This window comes from Flavobacterium sp. (assembly GCF_044361065.1).
Taxonomy (GTDB): Bacteria; Bacteroidota; Bacteroidia; order Flavobacteriales; family Flavobacteriaceae; genus Flavobacterium.
This window is the reverse complement of the sequence record NZ_JBIKJI010000013.1, coordinates 1-24,784: the sequence shown is the minus strand read 5'-3', so window position 1 is coordinate 24,784 and position 24,784 is coordinate 1. Positions and strand designations below refer to the sequence as shown.

Sequence of the window (24,784 nt, the reverse complement as noted above, 5' to 3'; positions counted from 1 at the left end):
AAAATCCTTAAAAATGAAAAATAAAATTCTCGTATTATTACTTATTTCCGTTTTAAGTACCAGTTGTAAAAAAGAAAAAGAACTTATAGAAGTTACTATTCCTGAACCAGAAAAAATTGAAAAAACCACTTTAGGAAATCCGTCTGATGTGCAAGCTGAAGATGAAGAAGGAGCATTTCAAATGAATGGCCTACCCTATTCTTACAATAGTTTAGAACCCTTTATTGATGCTGCCACAATGGAGTTACATTATTCGAAACATCATTTGGCATATTGTAACAAACTGAATGCCGCTTTAAAAGAAACTGATTTGTCATCAAAATCTATAGAAGAAATTCTAAAGAAATTAGATACAAGTAAATCAGAAATTAGAAACAATGCTGGCGGATATTACAATCACAATTTATTTTTTGAAATATTAAGCGTTAACAATGGCGATGCAACTGACGAAGTTTTAGAAGCCATAAACAAAGATTTTGGATCCTTTGAATCGTTTAAAAATGAATTTTCAGAAAGTGCTACAAAATTATTTGGCTCGGGTTGGGTTTGGCTTATAAAAGATAATTCAGGGAAATTAATCATCACAACAACAGCTAATCAAGACAATCCTTTAATGCCAAATGCAGAAAAAAAAGGCACACCAATATTAGCTCTTGATGTATGGGAACACGCCTACTATATTAAATATCAAAACAAAAGAAAAGACTATGTTAATGCGTTCTTTAATGTTATTAATTGGAAAAAAGTAAATGAAAAATTTAAAGATTCCTCAGTAGCTTCTGAATAAAAAAAACGCTTCAAATTTTGAAGCGTTTTTTTATAATACGTTTTTAAGTATTTTACTAAAAACTAATTTGTATTACTTTAATTGAAAACTGCTTTTTGAAACCAATTCTCCTTTTTTGTCAAAAACATTAACAAAATAAGTACCTGCTGAAATATTTTTTACTGATAAATCTTCTTGAACTTGTACTGTTTTGTTTTCATATTTAATGGTTTTCTGAAAACTATAAGGCAAATAAGTTGTTCCAAATGTTTCTGTTTTCTTTTCACCTAAAACATTGTTTTTGCTATCAATTACTTGAACATAATACGTTCTATCACCCGTTTTTGCAACCTGATTTTCAGCAATAGTAAACCCTATTTTTAATACATCTGCTTTACTGGCTTTATCTGTATTGATTTGTTTTCCAGAACTTTTTTGTTTTACCGCCAAAGTAGTTAAATTTAATACTGATAATCGTTGTGCTTTTTCAACTGTTTTAGACAAATTTTCATTTTTGGCTGCTAACGTATCATTTGCTGTTTTTGCATTTGTTAATACAACATTCGTACTATCTAAGTTTTTTGTCAATTTGCTGTTGTTCGCTTTCAACACATTGTTTTCGGCAATTAAATTATCCATTTCGCGTTTTAGTTTTACGTATTGCGTTTTATATTTAGACAATTCAGCTACACTCCCGTCAGATTTTTTAATTTTCTCTAACAATTCCATTATCTTAGCTTGTTCTTCTTCCAATTCTCCTTTTAAGGCAGTATTATCAGCAATTGCTATATCATACTCCGCTATTTTTGATTCTAATTCTGCTTGAAATTTTTCTTTTTCCGTTAATGTTTTTGATAAACTTGAATCTACCGCATCTTTATCTTGTTGTAATTTGTATACATAAGCTAATGTTCCCATTAACAATAAGACTAAGATTAATACAACAACTTTTAATCCTGAATTTCTAGAATTTGATTGATTTAACTCCATTTTTAATTTGATTTTATTTAAATTTCACACAAAAATAAAATTTTATTTATTTCTATTACTATATAACGTAATGTATCTTTAAAATATTATATTTGAAAACACTTTTAAAACATAAAATGGATAAATTAAACGTATTCAGTTCTAGAGATATAGCCAAAATTACGCAACATCGAAGTGGCGAAATAAAGTTTGGCGAAAAGATAATTACGGTTCCAAATGATGAAAATTGGATTTCATTTATCACCCAATCAGAAGCGAAATTTGTTTTAATTGGTTTACCCGAAGACATCGGAATAAAGGCCAATTTAGGCAGAACCGGTGCTGCTTCAGCTTTTGAAAGCACGTTAAAAAGCTTAGTAAACTTTCAACATAATAAATTTTGCAAAGGCAACGAATTACTTGTTTTAGGTGAAATAAATTTTTCTAAAGAAATGGAAATTTCCAAAAATTTAGACACTCAAAACAAAGAAGATCGAAAAAAACTATTTCAAATAGTAGAAAATATAGATAAAGATGTTTCTTATGTAATTAGCACAATTATTAAAGCGAATAAAATCCCAATAATTATTGGAGGTGGACATAATAACGCATACGGAAACATAAAAGGATTAGCGTTAGCAAAAGGAATGCCAGTAAATGCTATTAATTTTGATGCGCATACCGATTTCAGAATAATGGAAGGTCGTCATAGTGGAAATGGCTTTACCTATGCATTTGAAGAAGGCTTCTTAAAAAAATATTTTATATTCGGATTACACGAAAATTTTGTATCAAAAAGTGTCTTTAATACCTTAAAAACTATTGAAGAAAGAGTAAAATATGTAACCTATGAAGAAATAGCGGTACGAAAAACCAAAAGTTTTACTACAGAAATCAACCAAGCAATAAAATTTATTTCCAATACACCATTTGGTGTAGAACTTGATTTGGATGCACTACCCAACATTCATAGTAGCGCTATGACACTTAGCGGATTTAGTGTTGAAAAAGCCAGGCATTTTATTCATTTAGCTGGAAGAGAAGAACTTGCCAGTTATTTACATATTTGTGAAGGGGCACCTGATTTAGACGTATCGAACAATAATCATTTAACTGGAAAATTAATTGCAACACTAATTTTAGATTTCATTAAGAGTAAAAAGCTTGAAGAAATCTAAATATTAGTAATGAAAGAAAAAAACTTTATTTTTTTTTGAAAAAAAGTATTGGATTTCGAGATTGAAGTTTTAAATTTGTAAAATCAAGAAAAGAATTGAGTTGTAATGAGTGAATTGTCGAAAATTATTGATTCCTTAGAAGTAAAATTCTTTAAATTATCTAAAAAAATAGAGAATTTAGAGCAATTAAACGAAAGTTTATCTAACGAATTAAGCGCTTTAAAACAAAACGCTCAACAAGAAAATAAGCACATCACCTCTTTAAAACAAGAGTTGGAAAGCTTAAAAATAACAAATTCTCTTCTGGGCAGTGAAGAATACAAGAAAGAAACAAAACTGAAAATAAATTCGTTGATTAGAGAAATCGACTATTGTATAGCACAACTTTCTGAATAATTATGACAGAAAAGTTAAAAATAAAAATTTCAATTGCAGACCGAGTATACCCATTAACAGTGGAAACTACTCAGGAGGAAGGTCTACGAACCGCATCAAAAAAAATTGATGCCACAATTAAAAAATTTGAAGCCAACTATGCAGTAAGAGATAAACAAGATGTATTGGCAATGTGTGCCTTACAATTTGCTTCTCAAATAGAACAAACCCAAATTGATACTTCTACAGATACCGTAGAAGCATTTGAGAGATTAAAAAAACTCGACGAAAAAATAGAAGGTTTACTTTCAAAATAAGAAAAAACGTTCATACAAAACACTAAAGTACTGCCCACATTAGTAAATATTTGATAAACTCAACACTAACTATTAAATGAGTGAATTTGCGATACTAAAGCACGTTCCGATTTATCGGAAATCCTTGAACATCGTTTTAGCTCAAATCCTGTCTGAATCGAGTTTATTCAAACACCTAATGTGGGCTTTTTTATTAAACAAAACCTAACTATGGAATTAACAAGTATACTAATTGGAATCGTCGGATTGGCTATAGGATTTGCAATTGCTAAATTTTTAGAAAAAAGCAATGTTTCAAATCTTATTAAAAACGCTAAAAAAGAGGCGGGTTCAATTTTAAGAGATGCGAAAGCAGAAGCTGAAACTGAAAAAAGAAATAAGCTATTACAAGCTAAAGAGCGATTTTTAGAATTAAAATTAGAACACGAAAACGAAATTTTGTCAAAAGACAAAAAAATGGCTGAAGCCGAAAAAAGAACACGAGATAAAGAATCTCAAGTTTCGAGTGAATTGGCAAAAGCTAAGAAAATAAACGATGATGCAGAAGCTAAAATTGTAGAATACACAAACAAAATTGAAAACTTAGAGAAAAAATCACAAGAAGTTGACAAATTACACAAAAGTCAAATTGAACAACTTGAGGTGATTTCTGGTTTATCTGCAGACGATGCAAGAAACCAATTGGTTGAAAGTTTAAAAGCAGAAGCCAAAACCAATGCAATGGCGCACATTCAAGAAACTATTGAAGAAGCTAAAATGCAAGCGCAACAAGAAGCTAAAAAAATAATTATTAGTACGATTCAGCGAGTTGGAACAGAAGAAGCAGTTGAAAATTGTGTATCTGTTTTCAATATTGAATCTGATGATGTAAAAGGTAGAATTATTGGTAGAGAAGGAAGAAATATTAGAGCTATTGAAGCAGCAACAGGCGTTGAAATCATTGTTGACGATACACCAGAAGCTATTATCCTATCTTGTTTTGATCCTGTAAGAAGAGAAATTGCTCGTTTGGCACTTCATAAATTAGTTACGGATGGTCGTATTCACCCTGCCCGTATTGAAGAAGTGGTTGAGAAAACGAAAAAACAAATTGAAGAAGAAATTATTGAAGTAGGAAAACGTACCGTTATTGATTTAGGAATTCACGGTTTACACCCAGAATTGATTAAAATTGTAGGTAGAATGAAATACCGTTCTTCATACGGACAAAACCTATTACAACACTCAAGAGAAGTTTCTAAACTTTGTGGTTTAATGGCTGCAGAATTAGGGCTAAACGTAAAATTAGCGAAAAGAGCTGGTTTATTACACGATATTGGTAAAGTACCAGATACTGAAAGTGAATTACCTCACGCTATTTTAGGAATGCAATGGGCTGAGAAATATGGTGAAAAAGAAGAAGTATGTAATGCTATTGGAGCCCACCACGATGAAATTGAAATGAAATATTTAATTTCACCGATTATTCAAGTGTGTGATGCAATTTCTGGGGCAAGACCAGGCGCGCGTCGTCAAGTTTTAGATTCTTATATCCAACGTTTAAAAGACTTAGAAGAAGTAGCTTATAGCTTCCCTGGTGTTAAAAACGCTTATGCTATTCAAGCAGGTAGAGAATTACGTGTTTTAGTTGAAAGTGAGAAAGTTTCAGACGATTTAGCTGCTACATTATCATTTGAAATTTCACATAAAATTCAAACAGAAATGACCTATCCAGGTCAAGTTAAAGTAACAGTAATTAGAGAAACTCGAGCGGTAAATATTGCGAAGTAAACTCTAAATTAGATAAATTTAAAAGCCCAATTTCAAATGAAATTGGGCTTTTTATTTATAGATATTTTATATAATAATTATTATATAAAGTATCAAAATGTTATCCAAATTAAAACTATTTCTTTCCCGTTGGTTTTTTTGTCTTACCATTAATCACTTTAATAGCTACATACATAAACAATACAAAAGAAAGTAGTCGTAATGACATAAAAATACTTTCACTTTGCATAAATCCTAAAAACTTTAAATCAAAAGGAAACGCCAAAACAGCAGAAATTAAAGCAATAAATAACAATTTAGAATTAGTCATATTTTTAAAAAAATCCATCATAATGTAAAAAATTAATTAAAGAAAGAATCCACAAACTCTGTTTTATTAAAAACTTGTAAATCTTCAATACCTTCACCTACTCCAATATATTTAACTGGAATTTGAAATTGATCTGAAATACCGATAACTACACCGCCTTTTGCCGTACCGTCTAATTTAGTTACTGCTAAACAAGACACTTCAGTGGCTGCAGTAAATTGTTTGGCTTGTTCAAAAGCGTTTTGTCCTGTTGAACCATCAAGTACTAACATAACATCGTTTGGTGTATTTGGAACTACTTTTTGCATTACATTTTTAACTTTGGTCAATTCGTTCATTAAACCTACTTTATTATGTAAACGTCCAGCGGTATCAATGATTACAACATCAGCATTTTGAGCTACAGCAGATTGTAAAGTATCAAAAGCAACAGAAGCAGGATCAGAGCCCATTTGCTGTCTTACCATTGGTACATCTACTCTATCCGCCCAAATTTGCAATTGATCGATAGCAGCCGCTCTAAATGTATCTGCAGCACCCAAAACAACCTTAAATCCGGCTTTTTTAAATTGGTAAGCTAATTTACCTATGGTAGTTGTTTTTCCTACACCATTTACACCAACAACCATAATTACATATGGTTTAACATCTTTTGGAATGGTAAAATCAGAATCGTTACCTGAATTCGTTTCGGATAATAACGAACCAATTTCTTCTCTTAATATAATATTTAACTCATCTGTACCTAAATATTTATCTTGAGAAACTCTTTTTTCAATACGTTGAATAATCTTTAAAGTGGTATTTACACCCACATCGGAAGAAATAAGTACTTCTTCTAAATTATCTAAAACCTCATCATCTACTTTAGACTTTCCGGCAACGGCTTTTGTTAGTTTAGAAAAGAAAGAAGTTTTTGTTTTCTCTAATCCTTTGTCTAATTGCTGCTTTTCCTGTTCTGTAATTACAGGTTCACTTTTGTTAGATGAAAATATTTTTTTAAAAAAGCTCATTGAATTTGGTATATAACGATATGATTTTCATTATTGTTGGAACAAAAATAAAATAAAAAAAGCTACTTTCAAATGAAAATAGCTTTTTTAATATCTTTAATTACAGATTATTTCTTTTTTAAGAACTCATCTACTTCTTCAGGAGTCATTACTGATTCCACAAATGTATAAGCACCAGTTTTAGGAGACTTAACCATTTTGATTGCTTTAGTTAATCTTTTAGAAGATGTTTGTAAAGTTGCTACGGTTTTCTTTGCCATGACTTAGTATGTTTTATTTGAAACTTAAATTAAGCTTCTAATTATTTAATTTCTTTGTGAACAGTTACTCTTTTCAAGATAGGATTGAATTTTTTGATTTCCATTCTATCTGGTGTGTTTTTTTTGTTTTTAGTCGTGATATAACGAGAAGTACCTGGTTGACCAGATTCTTTGTGTTCAGTGCACTCTAAAATTACTTGGATTCTATTACCTTTCTTTGCCATTTTGATATATTTTTAAATGATTAAACAGATTTTACAAATCCATCAGCTTTAGCTTTTTTCAAAACTGCGGCAATACCATTTTTGTTAATTGTTTTTAATACTGCTGTAGATATTTTTAGGCTTACCCATCTATCTTCTTCTGCAATGTAAAAACGTTTTTTTACTAAGTTAACTGAGAATTTTCTCTTAGTTTTATTCATCGCGTGAGAAACGTTGTTTCCAACCATTGCTCTTTTTCCTGTTAGTTCACAAACTCTTGACATTATTCTAAACTTTTATATCGTTATTCTAAATAAGGGTGCAAAGAAAAGAATTTTTACTTTACTATGCAACTATTTTTAACTAGTTTTTTGAAATTTCTTTATATAGCCATTCTAATGCTTTGTAAACTGCCCTATCTGTAACCTTTTCGCGCGGTTGTCCAAAATTAAATTCTTCTACAAAAACTTCATTTGGCGTAGCTATTGCTATACAAACAACACCTATTTCGGCTTCGCTATTTCCTTTTGTAGGGCCTGCATTTCCAGTTGTAGCAATGGCGTAATCTGTATTAAAAATTGTTTGACAATTAATGGCCATTTCTTTTACCACTTCTTTACTTACGACAGAAAACTTATGAATGGTATCAGAATTTACTTTTAACACATCTATTTTAATTTGATTAGAATAGGCCACTATCCCGCCTTTAAAACAAGCGGAAGCGCCAGGGACAGATGAAATTAGTTGTGCGATTTTTCCTCCAGTGCAACTTTCGGCAGTTGCCAAAGTAAGGTGCTTTTCTGATAATACTCTTGTTAAAACAACTTCTATGGTTTCCTCCTCATCGTACCCTACAATAATGTCGCCTATTAGAGGTTTTAATTTTTCTATTTCATTTAAAACAGAATCTATTAAAACAGCTTCATCTGTTCCTCGAGCAGTTAATCGTAATCTAACTTTTCCTGGACTTGGTAAATATGCTAATTTGATAAAACTCGGCAAATTAGTTTCCCAATCTTCAATATGTTCCGCAATTAAACTCTCTCCTCGACCATAAGTCATAAGTGTTTTATGAACAATATAAGGACGCTCAAATTTTTCTACCAAATACGGAATTACTTCATTATCAATTAAATACTTCATTTCATAGGGAACGCCAGGCAAAGAAATAAACACAGTGTTTTGATGTTCCATAAGCATTCCTGGAGCGGTTCCCATTTTATTAAAAAGTACTTTTGATTTAGAAGGAACAAATGCTTGGTCTATATTTAATTGGGTAATGGGTTTTTTATGAATGCCTTCAATAATGCTTTTCACTTGGTCAAAAACAGCATCGTTTTTTACTAAAACATCATCAAAATACTCACAAAATGTTTTTTTAGTAATATCATCTTTTGTTGGGCCTAAACCTCCGGTAATTAATACAACGTCATATTTGTTTTGAACTTCGTGCAACGTTTTTAATATATGGCTTTTATCGTCAGAAATAGAAAGCATTTCATAAGTAGCAATTCCGATTTTATCTAATGCTTTTGCAATGTAAGACGAATTTGTATCAATAATTTGACCTATTAATATTTCATCTCCTATTGTAATAATTACTGCTTTCATCTTTAAAATATTTTTGTAAAAATAAGAAAACCACGCTAAAGGCGTGGCTAAACATATATTAAAAGTAACCCTTATAACTTAAAATCTTTTTTTATTTCATCAGCTGCAGCAACTATTCTTGCTTTAAGCGTTCTAAACACTTCTTTAATTTCTTTTCGCTTGCCTTCCTCTTGAGTCCAATCCATAATGAATACCACATCTTCGTATGCCATATCCATTCCTAATAAATCTAATGTTGGTTTGATTTTGTGTGCAGATGCATAGGTTTTCGCATAATCTTTTAGTTCAATTGCATTTTTCATTTCCTGAATTTCGAAAGGCACTTCATCTAAAAACAAAGTAGCAATTTGAAGTGCAAATTCGTTATCATTTTCAGAAATTTCATATACTTTTGATAAATTATACTGTAAAGCCATTATTTTACTTGTATTTTAAACATTTGCTTGCCTTCTAAAAAACCTTCTAACACATCATTTTCTTTCACAGCTGCTACTCCTTTTGGAGTTCCTGTAAAAATGATGTCTCCTTTTTTTAATGTAAAAAACTGTGAAACATAAGAAACAATCTCATCAATATTCCACAACATCATTGAAGTAGTTCCTTGCTGAACGATTTCATTATTTTTTCTTAATTCAAAGTTAATATTTTCTAGAGAAGGAAAATGTATTTTCGGTAAAAAGTCACCAATAATCGCTGAATGGTCAAATGCCTTTGCTTTTTCCCAAGGTAAACCTTTTTCTTTTAGTGTAGTTTGCACATCCCGAGCTGTAAAATCGATTCCTAAACCAATTTCATCGTAATATTTATGAGCAAATTTTGGACTAATATATTTTCCTACTTTACAAATTTTTACCAAAACTTCCACTTCGTGATGCACATCATTACTAAACTCTGGAATTACGAATGGTGTTTTTTTAGGCAAAATAGCCGTGTCTGGCTTCATAAAAATAACCGGCTCAGATGGTCGTTCGTTTTGTAATTCTGAAATATGATCAGCATAATTTCTTCCGATGCAAATGATTTTCATTTTTTTTGGGTATTGGGTGTTGGGTATTGGGTGTTGGGTGTTGGGTGTTGGGCTATTCCCTTTACCTTTTTCCTTTTACCTTTTACCTCAAAACACCTATTTTGTATTTAATCTTCTTAATTTCAAACCTGTTAATACTTTTTTTGTATAAAGCGGAAAATCGGCGTTTTGAATCCAACCGAAATAACCTGGATCTTTATCAAATACTTCGTCTACTAAAACATTTTTATATTTTCCAAAGCTAAACATTTCTTGTCCTTTATCATTCATCACAATCATACCTGCAAAATCTACAGATTTTTTACGCGTAGTAAATTCTGATAATGCTTTCATATCATTTTGTAAATCAGGATATCTTTCCAATTGTCCCAATAAAATTTCATAAGTAGCCATAGTATCTGCTTCGGCTGTATGTGCGTTTTCTAATGTTTTCCCACAATAAAATTTTAATGCTGCAGATAATGTGCGTTCTTCTTTTTTATGAAAAATAGTTTGAACATCTACTGAAACGCGATTTTTCATATCAAAATCTACACCTGCACGAAGCATTTCTTCTGCCAATAACGGAATATCAAATCGGTCCGAATTATAACCTGCCAAATCAGAATCTTTTATCATAGCATAAATTTGGGAAGACAATTCAGAAAAAGTAGGCTCATTTGCTACTTTTTCGTTTGTAATGCCGTGAACTGCTGTTGATTGAGACGGAATTGGAATGGTTGGGTTTACTAACCAAGTTTTACTTTCTTTATTTCCGTTTGGAAACACCTTGAATATTGATATTTCAACGATTCTATCTTTTCCAACATCTATTCCGGTAGTTTCTAAATCAAAGAAACAAATTGGTCTTGTAAGTTTAAGTTCCATTTTTATATTTTAAAGTACAAAGTTAAAAAAACCCAATAGTAATTGAACTATTGGGTGAAGTATTATTTATTTATTTTTTCTTAAAAATCTCTATTTACATCAAATGCTTCTAAATATTCAGCTACGCGTTTTACGAAACTTCCACCTAAAGCACCATCTACAACTCTGTGATCATAAGAGTGAGATAAAAACATTTTCTGACGTATACCAATAAAATCCCCTTCTGGAGTTTCAATAACAGCTGGTACTTTTCTTATAGCTCCTAAGGCTAAAATACCCACTTGCGGCTGATTGATAATTGGTGTTCCAAAAACGGACCCAAATGTTCCTACGTTTGTTACAGTATAAGTACCACCTTGCGTATCGTCTGGTTTTAATTTTCCTGCTTTCGCACGACCTCCCAAATCGTTTACTGCTTTTGCCATACCAACTAAATTTAGTTGGTCTGCATTTTTAATTACAGGAACAATTAAGTTTCCATTTGGTAAAGCTGCTGCCATTCCTAAATTGATGTTTTTACGTTTTATAATAAAATCGCCATCAACAGAAATATTCATTCCTGGAAAATCTTTTAAGGCTTTTGCTACCGCTTCCATCATAATTGGCGTAAACGTAAGTTTTTCTCCTTCGCGTTTTTCAAAAGCTGCTTTTACTTTATCTCTCCATTTTACAATATTAGTAACATCCACTTCGATAAACGACTGCACGTGTGCTGAAGTTTGAACCGAAGCTACCATATAACCCGAAATTAACTTTCGCATTCTGTCCATTTCCACAATTTCGTCGCCACCATTTACTGAAACGGGTGCAGGATTTTGGGTTTTAGGTTGTTGGTTTGAAGTTGCAGGCGCAACAACATTTGAACTTGTAACTTGCGACTTGCGAGTTTCTATATATTTTAAAACATCTTCTTTATTTACACGACCATCTTTACCAGAACCTGAAATAGATTCTAATTCAGTTAACGAAATGCCTTCTGTTTTTGCCATATTTTTTACTAATGGCGAAAAGAATTTATCTGAACCTAAAAAATCTGCAGGAGCACTTGCTTCAATAGCAACCTCAACCGTTTTAGCAACTTCTGCAACAGCAACTGGAACTTCCGACTTTACTTCAGGAGTTGCAGCAATAGCTCCGCCTTCTGTTTCAATAATCGCTATGGTTTGCCCTACTTGAACAACATCATCAACTTGAAACAAAATTTCAACTAAAGTACCAGAAACTTCAGAAGGCACTTCACTATCTACTTTGTCTGTAGCAATTTCTAAAACCGCTTCATCCATATCGATATGTTCGCCAACTTTTTTTAACCAATTTGTAATGGTTGCTTCTGCTACACTCTCTCCCATTTTTGGAAGTTTCAATTCAAATCTTGCCATATTATTATTGTAATGTTGAGTTCTTTAATTATTAATGCAAAATTAATAAATATTTTGATGTTTTATCACGAAAAAATCAAAAAATCAAAAAATTAGCACTTCGCCTCTATCAGTTGAATTATTACTACCAATTAAGTAATTTGATTGCGAAATATAGTTCTTAAAAGTTATATTTTTCGATTTATGTTTTTCCATAAAACGAATTATTTCTGCAAAAGAAAACGAATTGGTATCAAAAACAATTTCAATATTGCTATTTTTATTTACTTTAAATTGTTCAAAATCAGTTAAATATTCAATTGGTTTATTTAAATTCAATTGAATATTTTCTTTTGAAAACACAATATATTTATCAATTTCATTGTTTAATTTTTGTGCTTGTTTTTGTTTGAAAATCGCAAATAAAAAGCTCCCAATTTGTATAAAATTATCAAAGAAAAAGGACTTTTTAAAATGCTTTTTATAAAAAAACTGCATCGCATCTCGGAAACGTTCTAAATATTTTTCGTCTCTAACCGTACTTTCTCCTTTGTAATGAATTACAGATGTTTCGTGAAAATAGAAATTATCTTTTCCTAACTTCTGAATCATATAACTCAAATCAATATCATCTGAATACATAAAGCAATTTTCATCAAAACCACCGACTTTTATGTACAAATCCCGTTTCATCATCATAAAAGCTCCGACTAAAACATCCACTTTTCCTGATTGATTCTCAGATAAATGCTGTGCATAATATTTTCCAAAAAAATTAGAGATTTTATATAAACCGAAAATTTTAGTAAAAGCCACCCAAGGTGTTGGAAGTCCGCGCTTACTTTCTGGAAGAAAATTTCCGGTGCCGTCTATCAACTTACAGCCAATTATTCCAGCTGACGGCTGACAGCTTTTAGCTAACAGCTTTTTAAACGTATCTTCAGCAACAACCGTATCTGGATTTAAAATACAAATATATTCGCCTTTTGCCTGTTCAACAGCTATATTATTCCCTTTTGGAAATCCTAAATTTTCTTTATTTTCAATAAGCGTAATTTGTGGAAATAGTTGCTTCATCATCAAACAACTATAATCCGAAGAATTATTATCTACCACAATAATTTCAGCATCTATGTTTTCCAGTGCTTTTTGTACACTACGCACACATTGCTCTAAAAAATAGCGTACATTATAATTAAGTATGATTACGGATAGTTGCATTTTGTTTTAATGTGTCAATTTACAATTAGTCAATGTGCCAATTGGTTGATAGGTCAAAGTTGCAATTTTTATTTATGAAATGCAAAAATCTAAATTTTAAATCTCAAATAATAAGTCTACTTTTGCAAAACAATTGGCGTTTTGCCACATTGTATAATTGACAAATGAACAAATGAATTACCTTTCAGTAGAAAATATATCAAAATCATACGGAGAACGCGTCCTTTTTAAAGACATTTCTTTCGGAATTAATAAAGACCAAAAAATAGCTTTTATCGCCAAAAATGGTTCGGGTAAAACCACTATTATGAACATTATTAATGGTTTTGATGAACCTGACACGGGTCAAGTAGTGATTAGAAAAGGAATAAAAATGGCTTTTTTGAGTCAGAATTTTAATTTGCAAGATGAATTAACTATTGAAGAAAGCATTTTCGCATCGGATAATGAAGTTTTACAGGTAATTAGAAACTACGAAAGCGCCTTAGAAAATCCGGAAGACGAAGAAAAGTACCAGAAAGCGTTTGACGATATGGACCGCTTTAACGCTTGGGATTTTGAAACACAATACAAGCAAATTTTGTCAAAATTAAAACTTGACGATTTAAAATTAAAAGTAAAAAAATTATCTGGAGGGCAAAAAAAGCGTTTGTCGTTAGCTATTATTTTAATTAATCGACCTGATTTATTAATTTTAGACGAGCCAACCAATCATTTGGATTTAGAGATGATTGAATGGTTAGAAGATTATTTTGCCAAAGAAAATATTACCTTATTTATGGTGACGCACGACCGTTTTTTCTTAGAACGTGTTTGTAACGAAATTATTGAATTAGATAACGGAAAACTGTATCAATACAAAGGAAATTACTCGTACTATTTAGAGAAAAAAGAAGAACGTCAAATTTCTGAAAACTCGAGTATTGATAAAGCACAAAACCTTTTTATTAAGGAATTGGCTTGGATGCGTCGTCAACCAAAAGCAAGAACTACCAAATCGAAATCGCGTCAAGATGATTTTTATGTGATAAAAGAAAAAGCGGAAAGTCGTCGTAAAGAAAATGTGGTAGAGCTTGAAATTAATATGGAGCGAATGGGAAGCAAAATTATCGAAATGGTAAAATTGAACAAAAATTTCCCTGACAGAACCATTTTAAAAGATTTTACCTACGCGTTTCAACGTGGTGAACGTATTGGAATTATTGGTAAAAACGGAACAGGAAAATCGACTTTCTTGAACATTTTAACCAAAACTATGGAACCCGATTCAGGGAAAGTAATTATTGGCGATACAATTAAAATTGGATATTACACACAAAGTGGAATCAACCCAAAACCTGGACAAAAAGTAATAGATATTATTAAAGAATACGGAGAATACATTCCGCTTACGAAAGGGAAAATTATTTCGGCTTCGCAATTGTTAGAACGTTTTTTGTTTGATGCAAAAAAACAATACGATTTTGTTGAAAAATTGAGTGGTGGCGAACTAAAACGTTTGTATTTATGTACGGTTTTAATTCAGAATCCAAATTTTTTAATTTTAGATGAACCTACGAACGATTTAGATATTGTAACGCTAAATGTGTTAGAAAGTTTCTTATTAGATTTCCCTGGATGCTTGTTAGTGGTAAGTCACGACAGGTATTTTATGGATAAAATTGTGGATCATTTATTTGTATTTAGAGGTCAAGGTGAAATTGAAGATTTTCCAGGGAACTATTCTGATTTTAGAAGTTATGAAGATTCCGTAGAGCCAAAAGTTTTAAATAGCGTAAGCACCGACAAAGGAAGTTGGAAACAAAATCAACCAGCCAAAGCAGGATTAAACTTCAACGAGCAAAAGGAATTTAATAAAATTGAAAAAGACATTAAAGATTTAGAATATCAAAAAAAACAAATTGAGCAAGAATTTTCGGACGGAAAAGTAGCTGATGACAAAATTGAAACGAAAGCAAACGAATTACAAAAAATCATTCAAACTTTAGAAGAAAAAGAAGCGCGTTGGTTTGAATTGTCTTCTAAAATTGAATAAATTTAAACACAGATTTCACAGATTATCACGAATTTAATCTGTGAAAATTTGTGATAATCTGTGTTATTTTTTTATGCTACATATTTTAAAATCATACATAAAATTCCTTTGGAACTCTAAAAACGAACACGGTGTGCACTCGCCTTTTGTGTTTGATTTGGTTACGAAATGTTTTTATGATAAAACAAAATTTCCAGAATATTCGCTTTTAAACAATAATCCAAAAAGAGCCCGATTACTTTTTAGAATTATTAGATATTTTAAACCTAAAACGATTTTAGAAATTGGAAATCCAACTGAATTAGATACTAATATATTTTCTTCAGAAATAATCTCATTTGAAGATTTTGAAAAAAACAATCTTTCTAACAATGACAAGACTTTCGACTTCATTTACTTCAACCAAAACGAATCTCAAAAAGTTACAATAGAATATTTCAATTTGTTATTACCTACTATAACTAATAATGCGGTTTGGATAATTAATGACATTCATACATCAACAGAAAACGAAAATACTTGGGACATCATAAAAAAACATCCTAAAGTAAAAGTTACGATTGATACATTTCATTTCGGAATGGTGTTTTTTAGAGCTGAACAAGAAAAAGAACATTTTGTGATTCGTGTTTAGTATTACACAAAGATTCACAAAGAATTCACAGAGTTTCACTAAATACTATTAAAAATAATTTTATTATCTAAAGTGTGTCTTGAAATACTTTTAAAAAAATCTTTGCGTTTCTTTGCGACTAACTTTGCGAGACTTTGCGGTAAAATATTATTTTTAAAACTGTAACAAATTCTTCTTTTTAACTACTTATTACTTGTAGTAATTATTGTAATCTAAAAACTGCACCTGAAAACTATGAAAACTCCAATAATAGACATTAAAGGCATTACACGTGATTTCCAATTAGGAAGTGAAACCGTAAACGTATTAAAAGGAATCGATTTACTTATTAACAAAGGTGAATATGTGGCGCTTATGGGGCCGTCTGGTTCTGGAAAATCGACTTTAATGAATATTTTAGGTTGTTTGGATACGCCAACTTCTGGAAGTTATATCTTAAACGGAAAGCAAGTAAGCGAAATGCACGATGATGAATTGGCTGAAATTAGAAATAAAGAAATTGGTTTCGTTTTTCAAACATTCAACTTAATGCCTCGTACAACTGCATTGGATAATGTAGCCTTACCAATGGTTTATGCTGGTTTTTCAAAAGATGAGAGAAACAAACGTGCAACAGAAGTACTAACACAAGTGGGATTAGCTGACAGAATGGATCATAAACCAAATCAATTATCAGGAGGTCAGCGTCAGCGTGTGGCAGTTGGTAGAGCTTTGGTTAACAAACCTTCAATCATTTTAGCCGATGAACCAACTGGAAATTTAGATAGTAAAACTTCCGTAGAAATTATGAAATTATTTGGTGAAATTCACGCCAATGGCAATACGGTAATTTTAGTAACGCACGAAGAAGATATTGCAGCTCACGCACATAGAATTATTCGCTTACGTGATGGAATTATTGAAAATGACATTCAGAATAAAGAGATTGTTTCTTATTAAAAGTAAGCTACACTTCTAAACTACCCGCGAAAACCAATTCTGCTGGACCTGTTAAGAAAACATTTTTATACACATCATTTTCTAAAACAAAACTAATTATTAGCTTTCCGCCTAATACATTAATATGTATGCGATTCGCAGCTGTTTTACGAGTAGCGTGCATTGCAATTGCCACGCCTGTTGCACCGGTTCCGCAAGATAACGTTTCGTCTTCTACTCCACGTTCATACGTACGGACTGAAAAAGTGTCAGTGTTTTCTTGTTCTACAAAGTTGATATTACAACCCGAAGCATCATACAAATCAGAATATCTTAACTTTTTACCTGTGTTTTTTACATCAAAATCTTTTAAATCTGAAACTAATTGCACGTGATGAGGCGAACCCGTATACACAAAATCGTGTGTATTAAAATGTTTAACTTCTGTTATGTCTATCATTTGAAGTGCAATTAAATTGTCTTCAAATTTTGCAAAATGATAGCCGTCCGATGCTTCAAAATAGGCTTCGTTTTCGATAATACCTAATTGTTTTGCAAACGCCACTAAACATCGCCCCCCATTTCCACACATAGTACTGGTGCTTCCATCGGAGTTATAATACACCATAGTAAAATCGTATTTTTTATGATTTTCTAATAAAATTAAACCATCGCCACCTATGCCAAAACGTCGGTCGCATAAAAATTCAATTAATTTGGTATTATTTTTGGGAAATGAATTGGTACGATTATCAATCATAACAAAATCGTTTCCTGTTCCTTGGTATTTGTAAAATTGTATTTGCATAGTACAAATATATTTATTTTTTTGCACAATATTGCATTAGGGATTGCAGCGGCATCCTTTTTTATATGTTGACTGAGGTTCCCGAAGGGAACATATAAAAAAGATATAGCGGAAAGCCCGACCTGAAAGGAAATGCCCAAATACTAAAAAGTTGTTAAACATTGTTAATCGTTAGTTAAACGAGTTTGGATTTTTAAAAAACGTATTTATATTTACAGAGTAAAAAAATAAAAAATGAACAAGATGAAAAATTTAGGAAGTCTATTTATTGTATCATTAATGAGTGGTGCCGTTACTTTGGGTGCCTATAAATTCATTGAAAACAGAAAAACTGAAAGTGATTCATTTATTACTACTTCGCCAAACTACAACAAAGCAGTGAGTTTTACTGGTGCCGAAAACATAGATTTTACAACCGGTGCCGAAAAAGCCATTCATAGTGTGGTACACGTAAAAAATGTTTCTTTAAGAACATACACTGACCCTTGGGCGTCTTTTTTTTATGGCGGGGGTACGCAACAACACGAACAAATAGGTACTGGATCTGGAGTAATTGTATCTGAAGACGGGTATATTGTAACCAATAATCACGTAATACAAGACGCTAACGAACTGGAAGTAACTTTGAATAACAACAAAGCGTACAAAGCAAAATTAATTGGTACGGATAGCAAAATGGACATTGCTTTACTAAAAATTGACGCTGATGAAAAATTACCATTTATTGTTTTTGGAAATTCAGATAATATTAAAGTGGGCGAATGGGTATTAGCGGTAGGTAATCCGTATCAATTGAACTCTACTGTAACTGCGGGGATTATTTCGGCAAAAGCACGTAATTTAGATAAAGCAAGTATTCAATCGTTTATACAAACTGATGCTGCTGTAAATCCTGGAAATAGCGGTGGTGCTTTAGTGAACACGAATGGAGAATTGATTGGAATTAATACGATGATTTCTTCGCCAACAGGAAGTTATGCTGGATATTCATTTGCGGTTCCATCTAATATTACAAAAAAGATTATTGAAGATTTAATGAAATTTGGTAATGTACAACGCGGTATTTTAGGTGTTGAAGGTGGCGAATTAAATGCAGAAGCTGCCAAAAAATATGGAATCAAACAAACTGAAGGATTTTACGTAAACAAAGTCAATAAAAATTCTGGTGCTGAAAAAGTAGGAATTGAAAAAGGCGATGTAATTTTAAAATTAGATGATACTAAAATTGCTTCATCCGCAGAGATGGCAACAGTTATTAATACCAAAAGACCAAATGATATTGTTAAAGTTACCTTATTAAGAGATGGAAAAAACTTAGCTTTAAATGTTCCATTAACAAAAAAAGAACTAATTGCCTATGAATTTAACGGAATTGAATTTGAAGAGTTAGATGCAAACGATAAAAAACGATTTAACTTAAAAAGTGGGATAAAAATAAAACAAGTAACCAATGAAGATTACAAGGAATATGCTGAATATTTAAAAGGTTCTATCGTTACACAAGTGGATAATATGCGAGCCATTGATATGGAAAGTGTTTCTGCTTATTTAGCAAAAAAAGAAATTACAGAAAAAACACATTATCAAATTATAGCAAAAAACGGACAGATTTATCGCTTCTTTTTATAATTAAATAATTACATATTTAAGATTCGCAAAGTAATATTTATTTTGCGAATTTTTTTGCCTTTTATTCTAAAAAATAATAAGAAAAAAAATCGTAAAAAACTTTACGAAAACGATTGAAATCTATACTTTTGCAAAAAATTTTGTAACGCAATCTATATTTAAATGAACAACAACACCATTTACGAAAAAGAATTGGCTTTTCAGGCAGACAGAAGAAAAGCGTGTGTAGAATTTGTAAAAATCATAAGCGATTTATGGTTTGATAAATCTATTGAACTGGTCTTATTTAGAAATCAATTAATTGATCGAAACGTTTCAGATATTATAAACTTACACGAATATGCTGTTGCTTTTGTAGAAAAACCAATTAATATTTTTGATAGCGTAGAAATTGCAAGAGCCATTGAAAATTTAGATTTACCACCATCTCGAATAGATATTGGAAAATTAACGTATGAATATCATTTAGAAGACGATAAATATAATGACGCTAAAGCGTTTGTTATTGATAAATTAAAGTATGCCAAAGATACATCTGAAATTGTTCCTAAAGACGTTGTTTTATATGGTTTTGGTCGTATTGGTCGTTTATTAGCTCGTGAAATGATGAGCAAAATTGGAAAAGGGCAACAATTACGTTTACGTGCGATTGTAACTCGCGATAAAAATGATGCCGTTTTATTAGAAAAAAGAGCCTCTTTACTGCGATATGATTCGGTTCACGGAGATTTTGAAGGTTCGGTTTCGGCTGACCCAGAAAATAGTGCATTAATAATAAATGGAACAACCGTACATATTATAACAGCAAATTCGCCAGAAGAAATAGATTATACCGCTTACGGAATTAATGATGCTTTAGTAATTGACAATACTGGCGCTTTTACAACAGAAGAAGCGTTAGCCAGACACTTGACTTCTAAAGGCGCAGATAAAGTGTTATTAACCGCTCCAGGAAAAGGTGTACCAAATATAGTTTATGGTGTAAATCACGAAGATTACAATCCAGATGAAGTAGCAATTTATTCTGCTGCTTCTTGTACTACAAACGCCATTACTCCAGTTTTGGCAGTAATTGAAGAAACGTTGGGTGTTGTAAAAGGACATTTAGAAACCATTCACGCGTATACAAACGACCAAAATTTGGTTGATAATATGCACAAAAAATACCGTCGAGGAAGAGCTGCGGGTTTAAATATGGTAATTACAGAAACCGGTGCAGGAAGTGCCGTAGCTAAAGCATTACCAAGTTTAGCAGGAAAACTAACATCGAATGCAATTCGTGTTCCGGTTCCAAATGGTTCTTTGGTAGTTTTGAATTTAGAAGTTGGAAGAACTACCTCTGTAAAAGAATTAAACAATATTATGAAAACCTATGCTTTAGAAGGTAACTTAGTAGAACAAATAAAATATTCGGTAAGTAACGAATTGGTTTCTTCAGATATTGTCGGAACGGCTCAACCTTCTATTTATGATAGTAATGCTACAATTGTTTCTGGAGATGGAAAAAATATTGTACTATATATATGGTACGATAATGAATATGGATATAGCCATCAAGTAATACGTTTGGCAAAATATATTGCCAAAGTAAGACGCTATATGTATTATTAATACTTGATTATTTATATTTTAATGCCTTTTCAAAAAAGAAAAGGCATTTTTTTTGAATTAAAAAACATAAATTCACAACAAAAAACAATAAAATTTAACAATTTCAAAACTTTTTAGTTAAAATTAACATATTTGTATTAAATTGTTGTGATTTTTTTAACGAAAATGAAATAAGTATTATTTTTTAGAAGTAACTTTATATCATATTAAAGTAACCCCTAAATTTTAATTCTATGAAATGTTTAACAATTTGCTTTTTATTACTTTGTAAAGTAGTATTTGCACAGGGACATTTAGTTGAAACATACAACTATGGTCAAAACAGTATTGAAATAATTTCAACAACTGATGAAGGAACAATTATAGTGAGCACTTTTAATGCTAAGATGAATATTAGGAAAGAAATTGCTGAAAAAATTCTAAGTTTATTTCTTGAAAACAGAATAAAAAATAATATGAAATATACTGTAGAAGGAGATGAAGCAAATATTACTGGAAATTGTGTTATTACTGTAAAAGGAAACTTAACTTCTATTGATTTTTATTACGAAAAAGTAGAGTGGAAAAACGGATATACGGAAATTTATATGGAACCAAAAACAAAATCACCAATTTCATATGCATTAGCTAAAAATTAATTTTATTTAAAAAGACCCAACAAATTATTTAAATATGTTGGGTCTTTTTAATTATTCTTGTTTCTTCTGCGTGAGATAATAAATTGGTATACCTACTAACACTATAAACAAACCTAAGCCTGTATTTTTAGTGTCGTAAATCAGTAATATAATACTAATTATAGAAATCAGTATTATGTATAAAATTGGCACAAACGGATAACCAAAAGCTTTATAAGGTCTCGGCGTATCAGGTTCTTTTTTACGAAGTATGAAGATACCATAAATAGTTAAAACATAAAATAATAGGTTGGCAAAAGTAGCATACGTTAGTAAATCGCCATATTTTCCAGATAAACATAATATCGAGGCCCAAATACATTGCATCCAAAGTGCTTTTTCTGGCACTTGATTTTTATTTAATTCTCCAGCGCTTTTAAAAAATAAGCCGTCTTTACTCATCGCATAAAACAAGCGTCCGCCAGCTAATATTAAACCCGAATTACAACCAAAAGTAGAAATCATAATTAAACCGGCCATTATAAAAACGCCAGCATTTCCGAATATAACAGAAGCCGCACTCGCTCCTAACCTATCTTCGTTAGCATATTTAATACCTTGCCCTAAAAAGTCATCAGCTAATGGATTTCCATTTAAAGGTAATAATGAAAAATAAGCTAAATTGGCAAGTAAGTAAATAATTGTTACTATTAATGTTCCTAAAAACAAACTCTTTGGAATGTTTTTCTGCGGTTCTTTAATTTCTCCAGCAATAAATGTAATATTATTCCAAGCATCTGAAGAAAACAACGAATTAATCATTGTAAACCCCAACATTCCAATAATTGCAAAGCCAGTTAATACTTCTGTAGTGATTTTACCATCAACAACTGTTGTTTTTGTTGCCGACCACATATCTGTAAAATTATTTGCTAATGTATCAGATTGTAAACCAACATATAAACCAAATACAATTAAAGCAAATAATGCGAATAATTTAGCTGTAGTAAAAATAAATTGTAGATTTTTACCGCTTTTTACACCTTGATTATTTATTATTGTTAGCACAACAATACTCAAAATAGCTAACAATTGTTGGTATTGAATTTTATAAGTACCAATTTCAAGTAATGTATCACTTAGTACAGGGAAGAAAATAGCGGTATATTTAGCAAAAGCTACTGCGACTGCTGCAATTACTCCAGTTTGAACCACTGTAAAAACAGTCCAACCATATAAAAACGACATCATTTTGCCATACGCACGCTGAATATAAACATATTGTCCACCGGCTTTTGGCATCATACCTGCTAATTCTCCATAACTTAAAGCTGCGGCAAGCGTTAAAAATCCAGTTAATATCCAAGCTAATAAAATCCAACCCGCACCACCAATATCTCTTGCCATTATTGAGGTTACAATAAATATTCCAGAACCTATCATTGAACCTGCAACTAAACTTGTTGCATTTAACAATCCCAATTCTTTTTTAAATTCAGTTTTATTTTCCATATAAATTATAGTTTTGATAAAGATAAAAAAAGAAAGTAAGGAAAATAAAAAAAGGTGTAAAATTGTACATTCTACACCTTTTTCTATTCTTCAATTCTTGTTATCGCTTATAATTCTGCTTTTTTACCCAATCTGCATATTTTGCAGCCACTTTTAAATGTGCATTATAATCTGTTGCAAATTCGTGATATCCAAATTTTTCTACACTGGCACAAAAATATAAGTAGTTGTGTTTTTCTGGATTTAAAACCGCATCAATTGCCGAAACATCTGGCATAAAAATAGGTCCTGGTGGCAAACCCGTGTTTTTATATGTATTGTAAGGCGAATTTACAATTAAATCGTTATGCATTACACGTTTTACTACTAAATTCCAATCATTTGATTTTTGTTTCAAGGCAAAAATTACGGTTGGATCAGCTTGTAATGGCATATTTTTGTTTAATCGGTTTAAATACACACCCGCAACTTTTGGTCTTTCATCTGCTTTTGCAGTTTCTTTGTGAACTATTGAAGCTAAAGTATACACTTGAGCTGGCGTTAAATTTAAGGCTTTGGCTTTCGCTAATCTGCCATCATTCCAAAATCTTTTATATTCTTTTGTAAGTTTCTCTGCAAATTCTTCAGGTGAAATGTTCCAATAAAATTCGTAGCTATTTGGAATAAAAAACGACATTACATTATCTTTATTTAAACCGTTTTCTTGTAGAAAAGTATCATTTGTGAAAATTTCATTCAATTTTGTAGTATCAGGCTCAATTTGAGAAGCAATACGAACAAATAAATCTTGTACTTTTTCTTGATTATTGAAGGCTAATTTTACTGGTGTATTCAATCGTAACGCCCGAACAATACTAAAACTGCTCATTCCTTTTTTAAGTAAAAACTTACCCGCTTTTACATTTGAATCATAGTTTCTTTTTGAAGCAACCCAATCAATTTTAGATTGATTTTCAATATAAGGCGCTAATATTTTCTTTACATCTTCGTATTTTGAATCCGTTGGAACATATACAAAAACTTCCTCTTGTTCAAATTTTGTATTACCTGTAAAGGCTTTATTTATTACATATCCACCACTAATAATTATAAGAGCCGCTCCTATACTTATAATTCTTAAGAATAATTTTTTCGCTTCCAAAATTTTTTATTTTACGTTTATGAATTGAAAAAGCGCTTCATCTACAAAAGCACCTTTTATATTGTTCCAGTCTTTTTTAATGCCTATTTTTTGAAACCCAAAATTACTAAAAAGCAATAAACTGGCTTCATTATTTACAGTAATATTTGCAAATAATTGATGTAAATTCAAATTAGTGAAAGCATAATTGGAAATCAATTGCAAGGTTTCTTTTCCAATACCTTGATTTCTATAGTTTTCCGAAATTATTATCCCAATTCCAGCACGACTATTTTTCGCATCAAAATCAAATATATCGATGCATCCAACTTTTTCATTGGTTTTTGAAAGCACAATTACCAATCGCAATTGTTTTGCTTCATAAATATCCAAATGTGCGTTTTCTAAATAGTTTTTCAACACCCATTTACTGTAGGGTGTTTGCGTATTGCTCACTTCCCAAATCGATTCGTTGTTTTCTATTTCGTATAGAAAATCTAAATCTTCGGGTTCGAGGGCTCGTAAATGAATATTTTGTCCTTTTAATGTCATAGAGTTTTTTTTACCGCAAAGACGCTAAGGTTTTCGCAAGGTTCGCAAAGTTTATTTTAATTACTTAATGCTTCTGCAATTTTCAAAGCACATTTTTCGCCAT

General features: G+C 31.2%; 27 protein-coding genes. 11 read left to right on the top strand and 16 right to left on the bottom strand.

All coding sequences use genetic code 11. The annotated features are described in order from the left end of the window. Positions 1 to 787: superoxide dismutase (locus ACIQ11_RS01825; protein ID WP_396152248.1), on the top strand; the 787-nt coding region annotated here is incomplete at its 5' end. 72 nt (positions 788 to 859) lie between these two features. Here ACIQ11_RS01825 and ACIQ11_RS01820 read toward each other — a convergent pair. After that, on the bottom strand, positions 860 to 1,756 hold the full coding sequence (locus ACIQ11_RS01820; protein ID WP_396152246.1) for a hypothetical protein: 897 nt from the start codon (positions 1,754 to 1,756) through the stop codon (positions 860 to 862). A 116-nt stretch (positions 1,757 to 1,872) separates the two neighbouring features. On the opposite strand from ACIQ11_RS01820, the gene ACIQ11_RS01815 reads away from it, so the two are divergent. The 4 genes from ACIQ11_RS01815 (at position 1,873) to rny (ending at position 5,375) form a co-directional block, all read left to right on the top strand. Beyond that, positions 1,873 to 2,913 carry a formimidoylglutamase gene (locus tag ACIQ11_RS01815; protein ID WP_396152253.1) on the top strand — a complete coding sequence of 347 codons (1,041 nt, stop codon included), beginning with the start codon at positions 1,873 to 1,875 and terminating at the stop codon, positions 2,911 to 2,913. A gap of 105 nt (positions 2,914 to 3,018) precedes the next feature. Next, a complete protein-coding gene (locus ACIQ11_RS01810) occupies positions 3,019 to 3,309 on the top strand; it encodes a hypothetical protein (RefSeq protein WP_353079509.1) in 291 nt (96 codons plus the stop codon). A gap of 2 nt (positions 3,310 to 3,311) precedes the next feature. Beyond that, on the top strand, positions 3,312 to 3,605 hold the full coding sequence (locus ACIQ11_RS01805) for a cell division protein ZapA (protein WP_291241095.1): 294 nt from the start codon (positions 3,312 to 3,314) through the stop codon (positions 3,603 to 3,605). A gap of 210 nt (positions 3,606 to 3,815) precedes the next feature. Further along, positions 3,816 to 5,375 carry a ribonuclease Y gene (gene rny, locus ACIQ11_RS01800; protein ID WP_396148821.1) on the top strand — a complete coding sequence of 520 codons (1,560 nt, stop codon included), beginning with the start codon at positions 3,816 to 3,818 and terminating at the stop codon, positions 5,373 to 5,375. 115 nt (positions 5,376 to 5,490) lie between these two features. On the opposite strand, the gene ACIQ11_RS01795 is transcribed toward rny, so the two are convergent. The 11 genes from ACIQ11_RS01795 to ACIQ11_RS01745 all read right to left on the bottom strand — a co-directional run bounded on the left by ACIQ11_RS01795 (position 5,491) and on the right by ACIQ11_RS01745 (position 13,245). After that, complete coding sequence (locus ACIQ11_RS01795) at positions 5,491 to 5,685, bottom strand: hypothetical protein (protein WP_396148819.1); 195 nt, start codon at positions 5,683 to 5,685, stop codon at positions 5,491 to 5,493. A 32-nt stretch (positions 5,686 to 5,717) separates the two neighbouring features. Further along, positions 5,718 to 6,698 (bottom strand): signal recognition particle-docking protein FtsY, encoded by a 981-nt coding sequence (ftsY, locus tag ACIQ11_RS01790; protein WP_396152243.1) that lies wholly within the window; start codon positions 6,696 to 6,698, stop codon positions 5,718 to 5,720. A gap of 107 nt (positions 6,699 to 6,805) precedes the next feature. Continuing rightward, complete coding sequence (locus ACIQ11_RS01785) at positions 6,806 to 6,958, bottom strand: DUF4295 domain-containing protein (protein WP_291241091.1); 153 nt, start codon at positions 6,956 to 6,958, stop codon at positions 6,806 to 6,808. A gap of 41 nt (positions 6,959 to 6,999) precedes the next feature. Beyond that, the gene (rpmG, locus tag ACIQ11_RS01780) at positions 7,000 to 7,182 is read right to left on the bottom strand and encodes a 50S ribosomal protein L33 (RefSeq protein WP_091308983.1); all 183 of its coding nucleotides are present in this window, start codon (positions 7,180 to 7,182) and stop codon (positions 7,000 to 7,002) included. Between the two features lie 20 nt (positions 7,183 to 7,202). Further along, positions 7,203 to 7,445 (bottom strand): 50S ribosomal protein L28, encoded by a 243-nt coding sequence (gene rpmB / locus ACIQ11_RS01775; protein WP_091308985.1) that lies wholly within the window; start codon positions 7,443 to 7,445, stop codon positions 7,203 to 7,205. A 79-nt stretch (positions 7,446 to 7,524) separates the two neighbouring features. After that, positions 7,525 to 8,772, bottom strand: a complete 1,248-nt coding sequence (locus ACIQ11_RS01770; protein ID WP_396152241.1) for a CinA family nicotinamide mononucleotide deamidase-related protein — start codon at positions 8,770 to 8,772, stop codon at positions 7,525 to 7,527. Between the two features lie 71 nt (positions 8,773 to 8,843). Further along, positions 8,844 to 9,188 carry a histidine kinase gene (locus ACIQ11_RS01765; RefSeq protein ID WP_353078378.1) on the bottom strand — a complete coding sequence of 115 codons (345 nt, stop codon included), beginning with the start codon at positions 9,186 to 9,188 and terminating at the stop codon, positions 8,844 to 8,846. Further along, complete coding sequence (locus tag ACIQ11_RS01760; RefSeq protein ID WP_396152239.1) at positions 9,188 to 9,799, bottom strand: fumarylacetoacetate hydrolase family protein; 612 nt, start codon at positions 9,797 to 9,799, stop codon at positions 9,188 to 9,190. The genes ACIQ11_RS01765 and ACIQ11_RS01760 overlap by 1 nt, the downstream gene beginning before the upstream one ends. A gap of 96 nt (positions 9,800 to 9,895) precedes the next feature. Continuing rightward, a complete protein-coding gene (locus ACIQ11_RS01755; RefSeq protein WP_396152237.1) occupies positions 9,896 to 10,666 on the bottom strand; it encodes an exonuclease domain-containing protein in 771 nt (256 codons plus the stop codon). Positions 10,667 to 10,746: 80 nt separating this feature from the next. Next, positions 10,747 to 12,045 carry a dihydrolipoamide acetyltransferase family protein gene (locus ACIQ11_RS01750; RefSeq protein WP_396152235.1) on the bottom strand — a complete coding sequence of 433 codons (1,299 nt, stop codon included), beginning with the start codon at positions 12,043 to 12,045 and terminating at the stop codon, positions 10,747 to 10,749. Between the two features lie 84 nt (positions 12,046 to 12,129). After that, the gene (locus ACIQ11_RS01745) at positions 12,130 to 13,245 is read right to left on the bottom strand and encodes a glycosyltransferase family 2 protein (RefSeq protein WP_396152233.1); all 1,116 of its coding nucleotides are present in this window, start codon (positions 13,243 to 13,245) and stop codon (positions 12,130 to 12,132) included. Between the two features lie 172 nt (positions 13,246 to 13,417). Between ACIQ11_RS01745 and ACIQ11_RS01740 the strand changes: the two genes are divergently transcribed. From ACIQ11_RS01740 to ACIQ11_RS01730, 3 genes are all read left to right on the top strand, one after another. Beyond that, positions 13,418 to 15,280: an ABC-F family ATP-binding cassette domain-containing protein gene (locus tag ACIQ11_RS01740; RefSeq protein ID WP_396152231.1), complete on the top strand. Its 1,863-nt coding sequence runs from the start codon at positions 13,418 to 13,420 to the stop codon at positions 15,278 to 15,280. Between the two features lie 73 nt (positions 15,281 to 15,353). Continuing rightward, positions 15,354 to 15,914 carry a class I SAM-dependent methyltransferase gene (locus ACIQ11_RS01735; RefSeq protein ID WP_396152229.1) on the top strand — a complete coding sequence of 187 codons (561 nt, stop codon included), beginning with the start codon at positions 15,354 to 15,356 and terminating at the stop codon, positions 15,912 to 15,914. A gap of 234 nt (positions 15,915 to 16,148) precedes the next feature. Continuing rightward, positions 16,149 to 16,853, top strand: a complete 705-nt coding sequence (locus ACIQ11_RS01730; protein ID WP_396152227.1) for an ABC transporter ATP-binding protein — start codon at positions 16,149 to 16,151, stop codon at positions 16,851 to 16,853. Positions 16,854 to 16,860: 7 nt separating this feature from the next. On the opposite strand, the gene dapF is transcribed toward ACIQ11_RS01730, so the two are convergent. After that, complete coding sequence (dapF, locus tag ACIQ11_RS01725; protein ID WP_396152225.1) at positions 16,861 to 17,640, bottom strand: diaminopimelate epimerase; 780 nt, start codon at positions 17,638 to 17,640, stop codon at positions 16,861 to 16,863. 243 nt (positions 17,641 to 17,883) lie between these two features. On the opposite strand from dapF, the gene ACIQ11_RS01720 reads away from it, so the two are divergent. The 3 genes from ACIQ11_RS01720 to ACIQ11_RS01710 all read left to right on the top strand — a co-directional run bounded on the left by ACIQ11_RS01720 (position 17,884) and on the right by ACIQ11_RS01710 (position 21,518). Then, a complete protein-coding gene (locus ACIQ11_RS01720; RefSeq protein WP_396152251.1) occupies positions 17,884 to 19,269 on the top strand; it encodes a trypsin-like peptidase domain-containing protein in 1,386 nt (461 codons plus the stop codon). Between the two features lie 162 nt (positions 19,270 to 19,431). Further along, positions 19,432 to 20,880: a glyceraldehyde-3-phosphate dehydrogenase gene (locus ACIQ11_RS01715; protein WP_396148793.1), complete on the top strand. Its 1,449-nt coding sequence runs from the start codon at positions 19,432 to 19,434 to the stop codon at positions 20,878 to 20,880. A gap of 233 nt (positions 20,881 to 21,113) precedes the next feature. Beyond that, positions 21,114 to 21,518, top strand: a complete 405-nt coding sequence (locus ACIQ11_RS01710) for a hypothetical protein (protein ID WP_396152223.1) — start codon at positions 21,114 to 21,116, stop codon at positions 21,516 to 21,518. A 51-nt stretch (positions 21,519 to 21,569) separates the two neighbouring features. On the opposite strand, the gene ACIQ11_RS01705 is transcribed toward ACIQ11_RS01710, so the two are convergent. From ACIQ11_RS01705 to ACIQ11_RS01695, 3 genes are all read right to left on the bottom strand, one after another. After that, positions 21,570 to 23,009: an APC family permease gene (locus ACIQ11_RS01705; RefSeq protein ID WP_396152221.1), complete on the bottom strand. Its 1,440-nt coding sequence runs from the start codon at positions 23,007 to 23,009 to the stop codon at positions 21,570 to 21,572. A 100-nt stretch (positions 23,010 to 23,109) separates the two neighbouring features. After that, positions 23,110 to 24,150 carry an endolytic transglycosylase MltG gene (mltG, locus tag ACIQ11_RS01700; RefSeq protein WP_396152219.1) on the bottom strand — a complete coding sequence of 347 codons (1,041 nt, stop codon included), beginning with the start codon at positions 24,148 to 24,150 and terminating at the stop codon, positions 23,110 to 23,112. A gap of 6 nt (positions 24,151 to 24,156) precedes the next feature. Next, a complete protein-coding gene (locus ACIQ11_RS01695) occupies positions 24,157 to 24,681 on the bottom strand; it encodes a GNAT family N-acetyltransferase (RefSeq protein WP_396152217.1) in 525 nt (174 codons plus the stop codon). Positions 24,682 to 24,784 lie beyond the last annotated feature (103 nt).

Bases quoted from the DNA above. Each gene is read 5' to 3' on its own strand.
- dapF (WP_396152225.1), bottom strand. From the start codon at position 17,640: ATGCAAATACAATTTTACAAATACCAAGGAACAGGAAACGATTTTGTT.
- rpmG (WP_091308983.1), bottom strand. From the start codon at position 7,182: ATGGCAAAGAAAGGTAATAGAATCCAAGTAATTTTAGAGTGCACTGAA.
- rny (WP_396148821.1), top strand. From the start codon at position 3,816: ATGGAATTAACAAGTATACTAATTGGAATCGTCGGATTGGCTATAGGA.
- ftsY (WP_396152243.1), bottom strand. From the start codon at position 6,698: ATGAGCTTTTTTAAAAAAATATTTTCATCTAACAAAAGTGAACCTGTA.
- ACIQ11_RS01730 (WP_396152227.1), top strand. From the start codon at position 16,149: ATGAAAACTCCAATAATAGACATTAAAGGCATTACACGTGATTTCCAA.
- ACIQ11_RS01745 (WP_396152233.1), bottom strand. From the start codon at position 13,245: ATGCAACTATCCGTAATCATACTTAATTATAATGTACGCTATTTTTTA.
- ACIQ11_RS01810 (WP_353079509.1), top strand. From the start codon at position 3,019: ATGAGTGAATTGTCGAAAATTATTGATTCCTTAGAAGTAAAATTCTTT.
- ACIQ11_RS01820 (WP_396152246.1), bottom strand. From the start codon at position 1,756: ATGGAGTTAAATCAATCAAATTCTAGAAATTCAGGATTAAAAGTTGTT.
- ACIQ11_RS01785 (WP_291241091.1), bottom strand. From the start codon at position 6,958: ATGGCAAAGAAAACCGTAGCAACTTTACAAACATCTTCTAAAAGATTA.
- ACIQ11_RS01720 (WP_396152251.1), top strand. From the start codon at position 17,884: ATGAAAAATTTAGGAAGTCTATTTATTGTATCATTAATGAGTGGTGCC.
- ACIQ11_RS01715 (WP_396148793.1), top strand. From the start codon at position 19,432: ATGAACAACAACACCATTTACGAAAAAGAATTGGCTTTTCAGGCAGAC.
- ACIQ11_RS01710 (WP_396152223.1), top strand. From the start codon at position 21,114: ATGAAATGTTTAACAATTTGCTTTTTATTACTTTGTAAAGTAGTATTT.
- ACIQ11_RS01795 (WP_396148819.1), bottom strand. From the start codon at position 5,685: ATGACTAATTCTAAATTGTTATTTATTGCTTTAATTTCTGCTGTTTTG.
- ACIQ11_RS01765 (WP_353078378.1), bottom strand. From the start codon at position 9,188: ATGGCTTTACAGTATAATTTATCAAAAGTATATGAAATTTCTGAAAAT.
- ACIQ11_RS01805 (WP_291241095.1), top strand. From the start codon at position 3,312: ATGACAGAAAAGTTAAAAATAAAAATTTCAATTGCAGACCGAGTATAC.
- ACIQ11_RS01755 (WP_396152237.1), bottom strand. From the start codon at position 10,666: ATGGAACTTAAACTTACAAGACCAATTTGTTTCTTTGATTTAGAAACT.
- ACIQ11_RS01740 (WP_396152231.1), top strand. From the start codon at position 13,418: ATGAATTACCTTTCAGTAGAAAATATATCAAAATCATACGGAGAACGC.
- ACIQ11_RS01735 (WP_396152229.1), top strand. From the start codon at position 15,354: ATGCTACATATTTTAAAATCATACATAAAATTCCTTTGGAACTCTAAA.
- ACIQ11_RS01705 (WP_396152221.1), bottom strand. From the start codon at position 23,009: ATGGAAAATAAAACTGAATTTAAAAAAGAATTGGGATTGTTAAATGCA.
- rpmB (WP_091308985.1), bottom strand. From the start codon at position 7,445: ATGTCAAGAGTTTGTGAACTAACAGGAAAAAGAGCAATGGTTGGAAAC.
- ACIQ11_RS01695 (WP_396152217.1), bottom strand. From the start codon at position 24,681: ATGACATTAAAAGGACAAAATATTCATTTACGAGCCCTCGAACCCGAA.
- ACIQ11_RS01750 (WP_396152235.1), bottom strand. From the start codon at position 12,045: ATGGCAAGATTTGAATTGAAACTTCCAAAAATGGGAGAGAGTGTAGCA.
- ACIQ11_RS01770 (WP_396152241.1), bottom strand. From the start codon at position 8,772: ATGAAAGCAGTAATTATTACAATAGGAGATGAAATATTAATAGGTCAA.
- ACIQ11_RS01815 (WP_396152253.1), top strand. From the start codon at position 1,873: ATGGATAAATTAAACGTATTCAGTTCTAGAGATATAGCCAAAATTACG.
- ACIQ11_RS01760 (WP_396152239.1), bottom strand. From the start codon at position 9,799: ATGAAAATCATTTGCATCGGAAGAAATTATGCTGATCATATTTCAGAA.